Origin of the sequence: Maribacter sp. ACAM166, from assembly GCF_005771495.1 — a bacterium.
Lineage (GTDB): Bacteria > Bacteroidota > Bacteroidia > Flavobacteriales > Flavobacteriaceae > Maribacter.
The window spans coordinates 58,947-73,844 of sequence record NZ_VAUW01000005.1 but is presented as its reverse complement, the minus strand read 5'-3'; the positions used below and the strand labels follow the sequence as shown (position 1 = coordinate 73,844).

The following is a 14,898-nucleotide window of genomic DNA, read 5'->3' as shown; positions in this document are numbered from 1 at the left end:
AAAATTTCAGCAAATTTAAGTACAAAAACTTCGTTTTCATAATTATTACCCTATAATTTCAGCAATACAACGAGGTATATTTTTTAGGTATCGTTTTTGTTTATCTTTACTCAGTAAAAAGCAATCTAATGCGTATTTTTATTAAACATTTTTTATGCCTTTTTTTCGTGCAAAACCTAGTTGCACAGGTACAGAAAGAGGTGAATTCACCAGACAACATAAAATCCATTATTTTCAAAGGCCCTACGGGTGACCAGTTTCCAATCGTCAAAACTAGGGAACCTATTTACTTAGAATTCGACGATGTTTTGGCCAATGAACAAGACTATTATTATAAGATAATCCATTGTGATTATGATTGGAATAAATCATCGTTATTAAAGTCTCAATATCTAGATGGTGTAGACAACCAACGTATTACAAATTACGAGAATAGCTACACAACGCTAGAAACCTATTCAAATTATCAATTGACGCTACCTAATGACAATGTACGTCTTAAAGTTAGTGGCAACTACTTAATTGAAGTTTACAATAACAACTACGAACTTCAATTTTCTAGAAGATTTGTAGTTTACAAAGACCTAGTAAGCGTGGGCGCTACTATTAAACGCTCACGAGACTTTAATTTTCTCAACGAAAAACAAGTAGTACAATTCAGCATTCAATCTAACGGCTTAAGATTGGTAAATCCGAAAAAAGAAGTTAAAGTTGCCATATTACAAAATTACTATTGGCCGACTGCTCTTTATAATATCGCCCCTCAGTATACCATTGGTAGTGAATTAGTTTATAAATATGATCAAGAGACCGCATTTTTCGGAGGTAATGAATTTCTTTTGTTCGACACTAGCGACCTTAGAGCACCAAGTTCACAGATATCAAGTATTGATATGACCGAACTTTACAATCATTATTTATTTTCTGACGCTTCTAGAAACGACAAACCCTACACTTATTTCCCTGATATTAATGGGGATTTCGTTATCAGAACACTACAAGGCCAAAATGCTTCTCGAGAGGCCGAGTATACATTTGTACACTTCAGCTTGCCCTATACAGAATTCATTGCCTTGGACGATGTGTATGTTTTTGGAAAATACAACAATTACGCCCTTACAGATGAAAACAAAATGTCCTACAACAAAGAAAGCGGCATGATGGAAGCTACCATAAAAATGAAGCAAGGTTTTTATAACTATAAATATGTTCTGAAAAATGGCGAAAACTTAAAACTCAATGAAATAGATGGTAATTCTCACTTCACGGAAAACAATTATCTCATTCTGGTATATTACCGAAATTTTGGTGATATGTACGATAGCGTTATAGGCGTAGGAACTGCCAATTCTAGAAATATAACGAACTAATGTATCTTTACCTTTTTCATTACATATGAAAAATAAACTAACTGTAAAAACTACTGGACGCTATAAGCTGCAACATAGAGGTGTTTATTGCCTCAATTGCGGTCATTCGCTAGATTTAAGTGACAAATATTGCCCCAATTGCTCTCAAGCAAACAGCACCAAAAAACTCACCCTTTTAGATTTCTTCGAAGAATTCTTTACTAATATTCTCTCTTACGATTCTAAAGTATTACAAACATTGGCCGCATTACTGCTACGGCCAGGTAAAATTACTAGAGAATATATTGTCGGTAAGCGATTATCATATACCAATCCTTTCCGCTTTCTATTAAGCTTATCCATTATCTACTTTCTTTTAATCAGTTATAATAACGAGTTTGAATCGTGGAATAAATTTGGGTCAAGCGGAAATACACCCGCGTTCAATTTCCAAGATAGAATTGAAAATATTGAGTTTGATAATGAGGAAGAAAAGAAAATTGCCTTGGCTGCATTAGATTCATTAAAAAATCGGAGTGCAATCGGTAGCATCCTTAATCGTAGAGATTCTGTTATACTAGCAAATCCAAAAAAACATTTTAAAGCCATAAAAGAAGAGGACTTAATCGGAAAATACCTAGGTAAAATTGAATTCTTTAGTACCGTTATCAAAAAGGACACTATTTATAGTTTTCAAGAAAGTGTAACCAAGTACGAAATACCGCCAGACACAGAAAATAAAATGGCCTTTAATCTTTCAAATAGCTTAGTAGAGATAAAAAAACGCCCAGGAACATTTATAAATACGCTAATATCCAAATCACCTTTTGCTACCTTTTTCTTTCTTCCATTCTTTTCTTTATACATTTGGATGGTCTATATCAGAAAAAAATACACTTATACCGATCATTTAATCTTTAGTTTTCACAATCAGTCGTTATTATTTATCTTGCTCATTATTAGCTATTTGATCAATGCTGTATTTAATGTACGTAGCGAAGGCTTATTTCTTTTAATATTCGCTTTCTACCTTTATAAAGCAATGCGAAATTTCTATCAACAGGGAAGATTTAAAACTATTGTTAAATATATTTTTCTAAACTCTATTTTTTTTATCTTAGGAGCTATTGCAATAATAATTTTAATAGCTGCAAGCGTATTTACATATTAAGTATGATGATAACACAAGTTACCAAAGGCATAAAAATATCGGTTCAAACCAGTTTTGAAGGTACGTTCTTCAAGAACTACAAAATGCATTATGCATTTGGTTATACAGTTACCATTGAAAACCAAAGTAAAGATGCCGTTCAGCTAACTTCGCGCCATTGGAAAATTTATGATTCGCTTAATGACATGGAAACCTTGGACGGTGAAGGTGTCATCGGTAAAAAACCCGTAATTGAACCTGGTGAATCACATACCTATAATTCTGGTTGTTTACTTACATCACCTCTAGGTGCTATGAAGGGTCATTACAATATGGTTCATTTCACTACGACTGATAAATTCAGGGTGTATGTCCCAACATTTAAATTTAGCGCTCCGTTTGCTTTAAACTAAGACCTTTTAACATTCTATTAGCCTTAAAGTCCAATCCCATTTTAGTATCTTTAGTCAACTATTTAATTTAAAAAAATTTGACAATGGGAAAAGGTTTTTTTCAAGTTCCAACAGCAATTAATGAACCAATTAAAAGCTATGCTCCTGGTTCTTCAGAGAGGGAGTCCGTTTTGGAACAATACAAAGCATATTTTAATGATACGATTGATGTACCTATGTATATAGGTTCAGAAGAAGTGCGTACTGGAAATACTAAACCCATGTCACCACCTCACGATCACCAACACATTGTTGGCACCTATCATATTGCCGATAAAAAAAATGTGCAATCTGCAATTGATAATTGCCTTGCCTCAAGAAACGCTTGGGCAAATTTGAGCTGGGAACATCGTGCTGCAATATTCCTAAAAGCTGCCGAATTGATTGCCGGGCCATACCGTGCGAAAATTAACGCGGCTACCATGATTGCTCAATCAAAAAACATTCATCAAGCGGAAATTGATGCTGCCTGCGAATTAATTGACTTTTTACGTTTTAACGTAGAATATATGTCGCAAATTTATTGTGAACAGCCAGACTCTGCAGAAGGGATTTGGAACCGTGTAGAATATAGACCTCTAGAAGGATTCGTTTATGCCGTAACTCCTTTTAACTTTACAGCCATAGCTGGAAATTTACCTGCTAGTGCTGCCATGATGGGTAATGTTGTCGTTTGGAAACCAAGCGATAGTCAAATATTCTCAGCAAAAGTAATCGTTGATATTTTTAAAGAAGCAGGTTTACCTGACGGTGTAATAAACGTGGTATACGGTGACCCAGTAATGATAACTGATACCGTACTCGCCAGTCCTGATTTTGCAGGAATTCATTTTACGGGATCTACACATGTTTTCAAAGAACTATGGAAACAAATTGGCAATAACATACACACGTATAAAACATACCCGAAAATAGTTGGCGAAACTGGAGGTAAAGATTTCATATTGGCACACCCAACAGCAAATCCAAAACAGGTAGCTACAGCTATCACAAGAGGAGCTTTTGAATTTCAAGGTCAAAAATGTAGTGCAGCATCTAGAGTTTATTTACCGAAATCAACATCTAAAGAGATTTTAGAATATGTAAAGAAAGATATTGCCTCTTTTAACAAACCAGGTTCCCCAGCAGATATGACCAACTATATCACTGCTGTGATTCATGAAGGTTCGTTCGATAAATTGGTGAGATACATTAATCAAGCTAAGGATGATGAAAATGCGGAGATTTATGCTGGTGGTAGTTATGACAAATCTAAAGGATACTTTATTGAGCCTACAGTAATCGTAACGACAGACCCAAAGTATACTACCATGGAAACTGAACTCTTTGGACCAGTAGTAACTATTTACATTTATGATGACAGTGATTGGAGCAAAACCCTGCAGTTAATAGATAACACCTCTGATTACGCCCTTACTGGCGCAGTAATATCAAAAGACAGGTACACCATTGAAGAAGCAACAAAAGCACTTCAAAATTGTGCTGGCAATTTCTACATCAACGACAAACCAACTGGGGCCGTAGTCGGTCAACAACCTTTTGGTGGCGCAAGAGCCTCAGGAACAAATGACAAAGCTGGATCACCCCAAAATCTTTTACGATGGGTATCACCAAGGCTAATCAAGGAAACATTTGTAACTCCAATAGATTATAGATATCCGTTTTTAGGATAGACAAACTAAAAGGGCTGAACTTAAATTCAGCCCTTTTTTATTGAATATTTGTAAAAATAAAGGTAAATTAGGGTATTCTGTTTTATTTATTAACTCTCCTAACACACTAGATATGAAAAAGTTACTACTAATTGCAGTATTATTTTCTACAGGCTTATTACAGGCACAAGAAGAATTAGCACAAAACACTATAAAAGCGCTTTTGACTAGCAATCAATCTCAGGTTATACAACTTGCAGAAGCTTTTCCTGAAGATACATATGATTGGAGACCTACAGAAGGAGTTAATTCTGTTAGGGAAGCACTTTTACATGTTGCAGGTGGAAATTACTTTCTAGCTTCCAAATTAGGATTCGCTCCACCTGAAGATGTTGATATGATGACCATCGATCAAATTACTGGAAAAGACAATATTATAGCCACCTTAAAAAGGTCTAATGAATTTGTTCTTGATAAAATCACCATGGTAGAAGATGGTACTTTGAATGAAGAAGTTGATTTCGGATTTATGAAATCGAATAAATTAGGGGGACTTTTAGCGATTATGGAGCATAATGGAGAGCATAAAGGACAATTAATCGCTTATGCAAGATCTAATGGTGTTGTACCACCTTGGAGCAACTAAAATATTCAGCAATAATACACTCAGCCTTCAATCACATATACGATTGAAGGCTTTTTTATGCCTAACCATTTACATCTTGCATTCAAATTTATATGAAACATAAAATAATCTACGCACTAGTACTAACTATATCTGTGTTGTCTTATAATAATAATAATGACTCTGATTTATCCATCTCAATGCCTCTTGAAATGCATACAACCTCAATGAGCATTTAGTTTAGTTCAAAACCTAGCGGGTAACATAGAAAATAATCAGTTTGAGACTCCTAAGTTACACCAGATAGAAAATGCCGAACTCAATAGCGAAAACGTATTTATAGACACTTTAATGTTGCTCTTTTCGCAAAACTATTATCCAAATTTATAGGTATGAAGGAAAAAAATAGACGACTTTTAATAAGGTATACCACCTGCCGAAAATAACTAATGAGCGTGTCGTTAACAAAACGGATGATTTCCCTTGTTCTATTGATTAGTTAATAAAAATTAGGACAAATACTCATATTTGCTACAAAAAACACCTTCCTCTTATAAGGTCTTTGTTAACCATATTTACTAGTCCATCAACAAAAAAAAGGCCCAGCTGACTCTTCCTTAGATTTTACCAAAAAGGAACATTATTAGATTTGTCAATACACCTGACGCCATCCTAAACCTTCTTAAAAAAATAGGTGTACTTACGGAATCAGTCTATATACACCCTTTTTGAACTAGGTTCATATATCTAAAATAGACATTCACTGTGGTAGAACACAATATCAATGTAAATTTAACGTTAATAAATTGTAAATTAAATGCAATATACCGAACTTCAGACTTCGTTTAAAATCAATGCCTTATGAAATCTTTAAAAACAAAAACTCACCTGAACGGTTTCCCAATTCTAACATGGAGCTCCATTAAACTATTCGTTCAAAAATACAGGAGAGCCTATTACCAAGCATTCAGCATTTAAATCACTGAATTAAACCGCAAAATTATCCTTTGAATTTCAACGGCAAATAGACCATTTTCTTTGTTTCAAAAAAGTCTTCCTTGAAGTAATCTTTCAATTCAAAGATTTCTGCCGTTTTATACTCCTTTAATTCATCAAGCAAATCACCTCCTTTTAAGTAAAGTATTCCATTGCGAATAGCGTGTGCCGATTCCTTTTTTATTTTACCCTTTGTCCAATGTACAAATGTTGGCATAGCTGCTACTGCTCTACTCACGATAAAATCGAATTGACCTTTTATTTCTTCCACCCTCGCATTTACCGTTGTCACATTAGTTAATTGCAAGCCTTCTACCACTTCATTGACAACTTTTATCTTTTTACCAATAGAGTCTACCAATGTAAATTGTACTTCAGGAAATAATATAGCTAACGGAATTCCAGGAAATCCACCGCCTGTACCTACATCAAGAACGGAGGAACCATCTTTAAACGTAATAAATTTAACGATCCCTAAAGAATGCAAAATGTGTCTCAAATAGAGTTCATCTATATCTTTTCTCGAAACCACATTAATCTTTTGGTTCCAATCCTTATAAAGTTCTTCTAATTTTTCAAGTTGTTCTTTCTGATTTTCAGATAAATTGGGAAAATATTCAAATATGGTTTCAGCAGTCATCCGTATCTTTGTAATTGGATATTATTAGTATATTCACTAGTGCAAAGATTTCGCTTTTAATTAAGCTATCAAACTATTATAGATTCAATTACGTTATATTAAGTAAAGATTATCATATTATGGAACAAAATACCATACGTTTTTCAAGAACGGATTCTACAAAGTTCTTCAAGACTTTGAATGGGAGAGTTAACGAATATTTCAAAACGAATAAATTAAAGAAAACAGGAAATTGGAAGCTTCACGTGAAGACTTTGGTGATGTTCTCCTTATTTCTAGCTCCTTACTTTTTGATTTTAACCTTAGGTTTACCAAATTGGGCGAATTTTCTACTAACTATTGTCATGGGCGTTGGCATGGCAGGTGTCGGCATGAATGTTATGCATGATGGGAACCATGGCGCATATTCTAATAAAAAATGGGTGAATAAATTAATGGGAAGTAGTATTTATATACTGGCTGGAAATGTCTACAACTGGCAAGTACAACATAATGTACTTCACCATACCTACACTAATATTCATGAACATGATGAGGATATGGAAGCTGGAAGAATTCTACGATTTTCTAAGCATGTGGAATGGAAGAAACATCATAAATTTCAGCATTTCTATTCTGTACTTCTATACGGATTGCTCACTTTCAACTGGGCAATAACTACTGATTTTCAGCAAATGTACAGGTTCATGAAACGTAAATTATCTTATGGTAAGTTACCAAGTGCTACCATGAACTGGAGTACACTAATAATCACAAAATTATTGTACATAACAATTTGGATCGTATTACCAATGTTGTTTATAGACATCGCATGGTGGAAAATTTTAATCGGCTTCTTTTTAATGCATTATGTAGCTGGGGTTATCTTAAGTGTTGTCTTCCAACTTGCGCACATAGTTGACGATGCCGACACACCATTACCAGATGAATCGGGTACCATGAAAAATACTTGGGCTATTCACCAACTCTTTACTACTGTAAACTTTGGCACCAAAAATAAAGTTGTAAACTGGTTTACAGGAGGATTGAATCATCAAGTAGAGCATCATATATTCCCTAACATAAGCCATGTACATTACACAAAAATTTCGAAAATTGTGAAAGAAACGGCACAAGAATTTAATTTGCCTTACCACGAGTATAAAACTACTAGAAAAGCTATAATTTCGCACTTCAAACATTTAAAAGAATTAGGCAAAGAGCCTTCATTACAATACTAGAAATTTATAGCACCCATGAGCAATCAACTTTCGGATAGAATAAATAGCGTTACGCCGTCAGCTACTTTGGAAATGGCCGCCAAGGCCCGTGAATTAAGAGCACAAGGAAAAGATATAATCGGTTTAAGTTTAGGTGAACCTGATTTTAACACGCCAGATTACATTAAAAAAGCAGCCATACAGGCCGTTAATGATAACTATAATTCATATTCTCCAGTAGACGGATATGTAGATTTAAAAAAGGCTATAATAACGAAATTTAAAAGGGATAATAACCTTAGTTATGAGCAGGCTCAAATTGTTGTTTCTACGGGTGCGAAACAATCATTATATAATGTTGCCCAAGTTATTTTAAACCCAGGTGATGAAGTTATTTTACCTTGCCCATACTGGGTAAGCTATAGTGACATTGTTAAGCTGGCAGATGGTATACCTGTAGAAGTGCCCACTTCTTTGGAAAGTGATTTTAAGATGACTCCTGAACAACTGGAAGCCGCCATAACACCTAAAACAAAAATGCTATGGTATAGCTCTCCTTGCAACCCAAGCGGATCTATTTATAGCAAAAAGGAATTGCGTGCCCTTGCAGATGTTTTAAAAAAATACCCTCAAATCATCATTGTAAGTGATGAAATCTATGAACATATAAATTATGGTGTAACTGAACACGCTTCAATGGCCGAATTTGAAGATATGTATAATCGTACAGTTACCGTTAATGGAGTAGCAAAAGCATTTGCAATGACCGGATGGCGTATTGGATATATTGGCGCACCAGCCTACATTGCTCGTGCCACAAACAAACTACAAGGCCAAGTTACCAGTGGTGCTAATTGTATTGCCCAACGTGCGGTTATAACAGCTTTAGAGGAATCTCCAGAACGCATTAAGTTCATGGTAGACGAATTTAAAGAACGTCGCAAACTAATTTTAGGTTTACTGAATGACATAGAAGGATTTAAATGTAATGAACCAGAGGGGGCATTTTATGTTTATCCAGATGTGACCGCCTATTTTGGAAAAACGTTCAATGGCACTAAAATCAAAAATGCATCAGATTTTTCAATGTACATTTTGGAAGCCGCCAATGTAGCAACTGTTACAGGTGACGCCTTTGGTAATGGAAATTGTATTCGTATATCTTATGCTGCTTCCGTTAAAGAAATCAAAGAGGCAATATCTAGAATCAAAGAGGTGTTAAAATAAATCAGACCCATTTATATAAAAAAGGTCCTTTACGAGTAAAGGACTTTTTTTATACCACAAATTGTGATGCAATTAAGTTCGTTTCCAAAAATAAGGCGTTAATAATATCAATACCGTAAAGAGCTCTAGCCTACCTGCCAACATCAAAAAGCCACACCACCATTTTGCCAATACAGGTAAGCTATTAAAATTACTAACCGGGTTTAAACTCCCCAACGCCGGACCTAAATTACCTAAAGAAGAGGCAGAACCACCTATTGCCGATTCAAAATCCAAACCTAAGGAAGCTAGCACCAGCGCTCCTATTATAAAAAGCAACATGTAAAGCACAAAGAACCCAATGATATTATAAACGATCTTTTCCTTCACCGTTTTATTATTATATCGCACAGGTATTATGGCATTTGTATGCAGTGTTCTTTTAAATTCTAACACCCCATTTTTAATAATCAATAAGTGTCGCATGACTTTTATACCCCCTGCAGTTGAACCTGCGGAACCTCCCAGAAAAAACAATCCGAAAAAGAATATAGTTAAGAACGGTGTCCACTGTGTAAAATCTGCACTAACAAATCCGGTTGTGGTAATGACCGAAACTATCTGAAATAGTGCGTGCCTAAATGAACTTTCTACTTTTCCTAAAACCATTGGATACCCCGGAGTAATGTCCGTGATATTTGCTTTAAAATAAATAACAAGAGCAACAATGATAGTGAAAATGATTACGAACCCTGCATAATACTTAAACTCCTCATCTTTAATTACTTTTTGAAACCTACCTTTAAAAGCAAAATAACTCAACACAAAATTACTCCCTGCTAGAAACATGAAAAAGATAACTATATATTGAATTAACGGTTGGTCGTTCCAATAGGCAAGACTAGCATTTTTTGTTGAAAAACCACCTGTAGACAGGGTGGCCATGGCATGATTTATGGCATCAAAAAATGACATTCCTGCTATTCGCAATAGAATGGTTTCTGCTACTGTATATCCAAAATAAATCAGCCAAAGACGCTTAGCTGTATCTGTAATTCTAGGATGTAATTTATCTGCACTTGGCCCAGGAGCTTCAGCAGAAAAGAGCTGCATGCCCCCTATTCCTAATAATGGTAATATCGCTATGGCCAAAACAATAATACCCATGCCTCCGATCCAGTGGGTAAGGCTTCTCCAGAATAAAATACCTTCGGGCATCGCTTCAATATCATCAACAATTGAAGCGCCAGTTGTCGTGTAACCCGATACTGTTTCAAAAAATGCATTTGTAATGTCAGGAATTGCGCCAGAGAATAAATAAGGCAACATGCCTGAAATTGACATGACTATCCACCCAAAAGTTACAATGATATATCCTTCTTTCTGTTTTACTTCTTTTTTATGCCCTCTGGTATAGTACATTGAAAACACACCTACAAACATTGTTGTAATCGATGCCAATGTAATACTCAATGTAGCTCCATCCTGATAAATACCACTAACAACGGCTGCTAAAAGCATAAAACCACCGTTACAAAGTAGTAGAAGGCCCATTAAATGGAATATGATTCTTGAGTTAAGCCGCATTTTAAAGGAACATTCGTTCTATTTTTGGTATCTCAGATGGTAAACAACAAACAACAACTCGATCACCTTCTTTAATTTTAAATCCCCCTAGGGCAATATGACCTACGCCATCTCTAACAACACCTCCGATTGTAGCCTGCTTAGGAAAGTCTAAATCCCTAATAGTTGCTCCTGTTACTTTAGAATTCCTTTTTACGATAAATTCTAAAATTTCAGCATTTAAATTATTCAATCGCATCAATGCCACTACTTCACCTTTTCGAATATGTCTAAAAATATTGTTAGCGGCCAAAAGCTTTTTATTAATCAAAGTATCTATTCCAATAGAATGGGAGAGTTGAAAATAATCCATGTTCTCAACCAAAGCAATCGTTTTTTTGATAAACTTAGATTTTGCCACCAAGCATGACATTATATTGGTTTCTGAATTACCGGTTACCGCAATAAAGGCATCCATAGATTCTAAACTTTCTTCTTCCAATAACTCAACATTTCTACCGTCTCCATTAATGACTAACGCATTTGGTAATTCATCGGCTAAATCAAATGCTTTTTCTTTGTTTTTTTCTATAAGCTTAACGTTGAATTTATTGGCGCAAAGGTCTCGGGCAGTTTTATACCCTACCTTACTACCGCCTAATATCATTACATTCTTAATTTCTGCTTTTTTCTTACCCGTAAGCTTGTAAAGCTCATCAACCCCTTCTTTTACTGTAATAAAATAAACCTGATCACCTTCTTTGAACAACGTATCTCCTCTCGGTATAACCGTATATTGCGTGCCTGTACGTTGAAGGGCTATAGGCATAAAATGTAATTTTGGGAAAATTTTCGCCGCTTCCTTTACCATTTTACCCACAAGTGTAGCAGATTTAATTAAGGATACCCCCACCATTATCAATTCTCCATCCTCAAATTCGTAGGTATCGTTAAAAGCAGACTTATTTAGCAGCAATTGAATTTCAGTAGCTGCTAGTGCTTCTGGAGATATCAATTCATCAATTCCTAATTCTGAAAATCTTAATAACTCCTTATGCTTAATAAATTCGGTATTCGAAATTCTCGCAATAGTACGCTTACAACCCAATTGTTTTGCCAACATACATAGTGTTAAATTGGTAGTTTCTGAAGAAGTAACCGCAATAACCAAATCAGAATTCTGTACTTGAGCATCTCTCAATACCGAAATAGAGGTAGCATCACCCTTTAAAACCCGTATATCCAAATGATTATCTGCGTAAGCAAGACTTTCCTTTTGACTATCGATTAAGGTAATATCCTGTGATTCATAAGATAGTAACTTAGCTAAATGAAAGCCAACTTCCCCAGCTCCAGCGATTATAATTTTCATTTAATTTATTAGAACGCTAACTATCAAGAATTGAAAAGAAGTTCTACTCTTAGCTATAATAATACCCAAAAGTAATCCTGACAACAATAGCAATTGTTATGGGGCAAAATTACATAATTTAATTAGTTTATTATTTGTTTTCAGCTCTTTAACCCTTCAACTTATAACCGCACTTAATAAAAAGGAATTAAGCATTTGCTATATTGTATCTTTGTCAAAAAAGAAAACATAATAATGCCCCGTAAAGTTACGCCCTATAAAGATTCAGAGCTTGGAAAAAAGGAACAGGTCACTAAAATGTTCGATACTATTTCTAAAAATTATGATAGCCTAAATCGTGTAATTTCATTTGGAATAGATATTAAATGGCGTAAAAAAGTTGTCGAGATATTAAGAAAAGAACAACCCGACTCAATATTAGACATTGCCACCGGAACTGGTGATTTAGCCATTGCACTTGTAAACACCGGCGCGAAAAAAATCATTGGCCTTGATATTTCTCCTGGTATGTTAGCCGTTGGCAAAGAAAAAGTGAAAGACAAGAATCTTGACAACAATATAGAAATGGTCGTTGGTGATAGCGAAAACCTTGTTTTTGATGATAATTCTTTTGATGCCGTAACAGTCTCTTTTGGAGTACGGAATTTTGAAACCCTTGAAATAGGTATGTCTGAAATACTTCGTGTTTTAAAGCCTAACGGATTCTTGGTTATATTAGAAACGTCAGTGCCCACAAAAACACCATACAAACAAGGATATAAATTATACACCAAATATATTCTTCCGCTAATTGGCAAACTGTTCTCTAAAGATGATTCTGCTTATGGCTATTTAAGCGAATCAGCTTCTGTTTTTCCATATGGTGAAAACTTCAACAATATTTTACGTGAAATCGGGTTTATAGATGTAACGAACAAGCCTCAAACATTTGGGGTGGCATCAATTTATATTGCAAAAAAGGCTGATTCCTAGCTTTAGTTAAATTCGCATATTCAATTAGATGTCGTACAATCGTAAACCACGTTATATGAAGAAATGGTTTTTTATAAGCCTAACCTTATTGTTGATGTCCACTTCGTTAAGCGCTCAATTCAACGAAAACCCCATATTGAATAAACAAAACGAGGATAAGAAATTCTTAAACTGGGGATATTTCTTAGGTTTTAATCAATATGATTTTAAATTTGAATATAAAGAAAACGCACCTGATATTTTGGTTAGCAAGAGCTTTGGATTCAATGTAGGCCTTATTGGGGAATTGCGTATTAATGAGTTTCTAGATTTACGCTTTGAACCTGGACTTTATTATGGCTCAAGAGTTTTGGGGTTTCAAGGGTTTGATGAAGAGCGTGATGCCATTAGAGAAGTAAAATCAACGTATATCAATTTTCCTATTTTGCTAAAAGCAAGCGCCAAAAGATTTGGAAACTGGAAACCTTTTGTAATTGGAGGGGGCTCAAGAAGTCTTAACTTAGGAAGTAATGAAGTTAGTCCTGACGACAATAGCTCTGGTACCTTTAGAATGAAAAAATGGGTGTATAATTACGAACTTGGTTTTGGGATAGATTTCTACTTAGAATATTTCAAATTCACACCTTCTATACGTGGTGTTTTTGCCATAACGGATGAACTTGTGCCCGATCAAGACCCAAATAGCCCATGGACGGGTAATATTGAGTCAATGAAAACAAGAGGGTTATTCATCAATTTTACTTTTGAATAAATCAGTAGTCAGTAGTCAGTAGTCAGTAGTCAGTAGTCAGTAGTCAGTAGTCAGTAGTCAGTAGTCAGTAGTCAGTAGTCAGTAGTCAGTAGTCAGTAGTCAGTAGTCAGTAGTCAGTAGTCAGTAGTCAGTAGTCAGTAGTCAGTAGTCAGTAGTCAGTAAAATATTATTCTTGAATTCGATAGCCAATTAAAAGCTATTTTATCTTCGTATTTCGTGAAGTAAGATGGCTGTTGCAGATGCTACGTTCAAACTTTCTGTAGTGCTATTACCAAATTGAGGTATTGCCAATTTATCTGTACAAAATTTGGCAACCAAATCAGAAATTCCTTTTCCTTCATTGCCCATAATCATGATTCCCTTTTTCGGTAATTTTGAATCCTTTACGCTAGCGCCATCCACAAATGTTCCAAAAACAGGTAGTTTCGTTGTATTTAGAAAAGAATCTATAGCTCTATAATGGATATTAACTCGTGTAATTGAACCCATAGTTGCTTGAAGTACCTTTGAATTATAACAATCAACAGTTTCTAATGAGCAGACGATATCGGTTACACCAAACCAATCGCAGAGTCGAATTATTGTTCCTAAATTACCGGGGTCCTGAACACCATCAAGTACTAAAATCCAATCTGATACTATTTCCTCCTCTAGTTTGGGTATATAAAAAACACCTATAAACCCGTTTGGACTTTTAAGACTACTTACCTGACTTAGCTCCTTATTAGAGATTGAAAAGGTTTGCACACCCTCTAATTGTATTTTTTCAGGCGCTACCGCAAATAATTTATGCAGTTTTATTTTAGAGTTTATAACTTCCTCTACCACCTTTTTACCTTCAACAACAAATAGACCGTGTTCATTTCGGTATTTTTTATGTTGTAGACTTTTGATAAGTTTCAATTCACTTTTGACAACCATTCAAATAATGTATTTTTGATTTCTATGAGGATGGCACTCTGCTCCAA

General features: G+C 35.0%; 13 protein-coding genes. 9 read left to right on the top strand and 4 right to left on the bottom strand.

The window, feature by feature from the left end; genetic code table 11:
- Positions 1 to 128 precede the first annotated feature (128 nt).
- The 5 genes from ES765_RS05815 (at position 129) to ES765_RS05795 (ending at position 5,249) form a co-directional block, all read left to right on the top strand.
- Positions 129 to 1,370 carry a DUF5103 domain-containing protein gene (locus ES765_RS05815; RefSeq protein ID WP_138112184.1) on the top strand — a complete coding sequence of 414 codons (1,242 nt, stop codon included), beginning with the start codon at positions 129 to 131 and terminating at the stop codon, positions 1,368 to 1,370.
- Positions 1,371 to 1,395: 25 nt separating this feature from the next.
- Entirely contained in the window at positions 1,396 to 2,520 is a 1,125-nt protein-coding gene (locus ES765_RS05810; protein WP_138112182.1) for a DUF3667 domain-containing protein, read from the top strand.
- A 5-nt stretch (positions 2,521 to 2,525) separates the two neighbouring features.
- Complete coding sequence (gene apaG, locus ES765_RS05805) at positions 2,526 to 2,912, top strand: Co2+/Mg2+ efflux protein ApaG (RefSeq protein ID WP_138112400.1); 387 nt, start codon at positions 2,526 to 2,528, stop codon at positions 2,910 to 2,912.
- A gap of 83 nt (positions 2,913 to 2,995) precedes the next feature.
- The gene (pruA, locus tag ES765_RS05800) at positions 2,996 to 4,624 is read left to right on the top strand and encodes an L-glutamate gamma-semialdehyde dehydrogenase (protein ID WP_138112180.1); all 1,629 of its coding nucleotides are present in this window, start codon (positions 2,996 to 2,998) and stop codon (positions 4,622 to 4,624) included.
- Between the two features lie 112 nt (positions 4,625 to 4,736).
- Entirely contained in the window at positions 4,737 to 5,249 is a 513-nt protein-coding gene (locus ES765_RS05795) for a DinB family protein (RefSeq protein WP_138112178.1), read from the top strand.
- A 979-nt stretch (positions 5,250 to 6,228) separates the two neighbouring features.
- On the opposite strand, the gene rsmG is transcribed toward ES765_RS05795, so the two are convergent.
- Complete coding sequence (rsmG, locus tag ES765_RS05790; RefSeq protein ID WP_138112176.1) at positions 6,229 to 6,864, bottom strand: 16S rRNA (guanine(527)-N(7))-methyltransferase RsmG; 636 nt, start codon at positions 6,862 to 6,864, stop codon at positions 6,229 to 6,231.
- Between the two features lie 119 nt (positions 6,865 to 6,983).
- Here rsmG and ES765_RS05785 point away from each other — a divergent pair, with 119 nt between their 5' ends.
- Positions 6,984 to 8,084, top strand: a complete 1,101-nt coding sequence (locus ES765_RS05785) for a fatty acid desaturase family protein (protein WP_138112174.1) — start codon at positions 6,984 to 6,986, stop codon at positions 8,082 to 8,084.
- A gap of 15 nt (positions 8,085 to 8,099) precedes the next feature.
- On the top strand, positions 8,100 to 9,290 hold the full coding sequence (locus ES765_RS05780) for a pyridoxal phosphate-dependent aminotransferase (RefSeq protein ID WP_138112172.1): 1,191 nt from the start codon (positions 8,100 to 8,102) through the stop codon (positions 9,288 to 9,290).
- A gap of 72 nt (positions 9,291 to 9,362) precedes the next feature.
- Here the strand turns inward: ES765_RS05780 and ES765_RS05775 are convergent, their stop codons facing one another.
- Positions 9,363 to 10,856, bottom strand: a complete 1,494-nt coding sequence (locus ES765_RS05775; RefSeq protein WP_138112170.1) for a TrkH family potassium uptake protein — start codon at positions 10,854 to 10,856, stop codon at positions 9,363 to 9,365.
- Position 10,857: 1 nt separating this feature from the next.
- Entirely contained in the window at positions 10,858 to 12,207 is a 1,350-nt protein-coding gene (gene trkA, locus ES765_RS05770) for a Trk system potassium transporter TrkA (protein ID WP_138112168.1), read from the bottom strand.
- A 234-nt stretch (positions 12,208 to 12,441) separates the two neighbouring features.
- Between trkA and ubiE the strand changes: the two genes are divergently transcribed.
- Both ubiE and ES765_RS05760 read left to right on the top strand, forming a co-directional pair.
- A complete protein-coding gene (gene ubiE / locus ES765_RS05765) occupies positions 12,442 to 13,179 on the top strand; it encodes a bifunctional demethylmenaquinone methyltransferase/2-methoxy-6-polyprenyl-1,4-benzoquinol methylase UbiE (RefSeq protein WP_138112165.1) in 738 nt (245 codons plus the stop codon).
- A 55-nt stretch (positions 13,180 to 13,234) separates the two neighbouring features.
- Positions 13,235 to 13,930: a porin family protein gene (locus ES765_RS05760; protein WP_138112163.1), complete on the top strand. Its 696-nt coding sequence runs from the start codon at positions 13,235 to 13,237 to the stop codon at positions 13,928 to 13,930.
- Positions 13,931 to 14,131: 201 nt separating this feature from the next.
- Here the strand turns inward: ES765_RS05760 and ES765_RS05755 are convergent, their stop codons facing one another.
- Positions 14,132 to 14,851, bottom strand: a complete 720-nt coding sequence (locus tag ES765_RS05755; protein WP_138112161.1) for a TrmH family RNA methyltransferase — start codon at positions 14,849 to 14,851, stop codon at positions 14,132 to 14,134.
- Between the last annotated feature and the right edge of the window lie 47 nt (positions 14,852 to 14,898).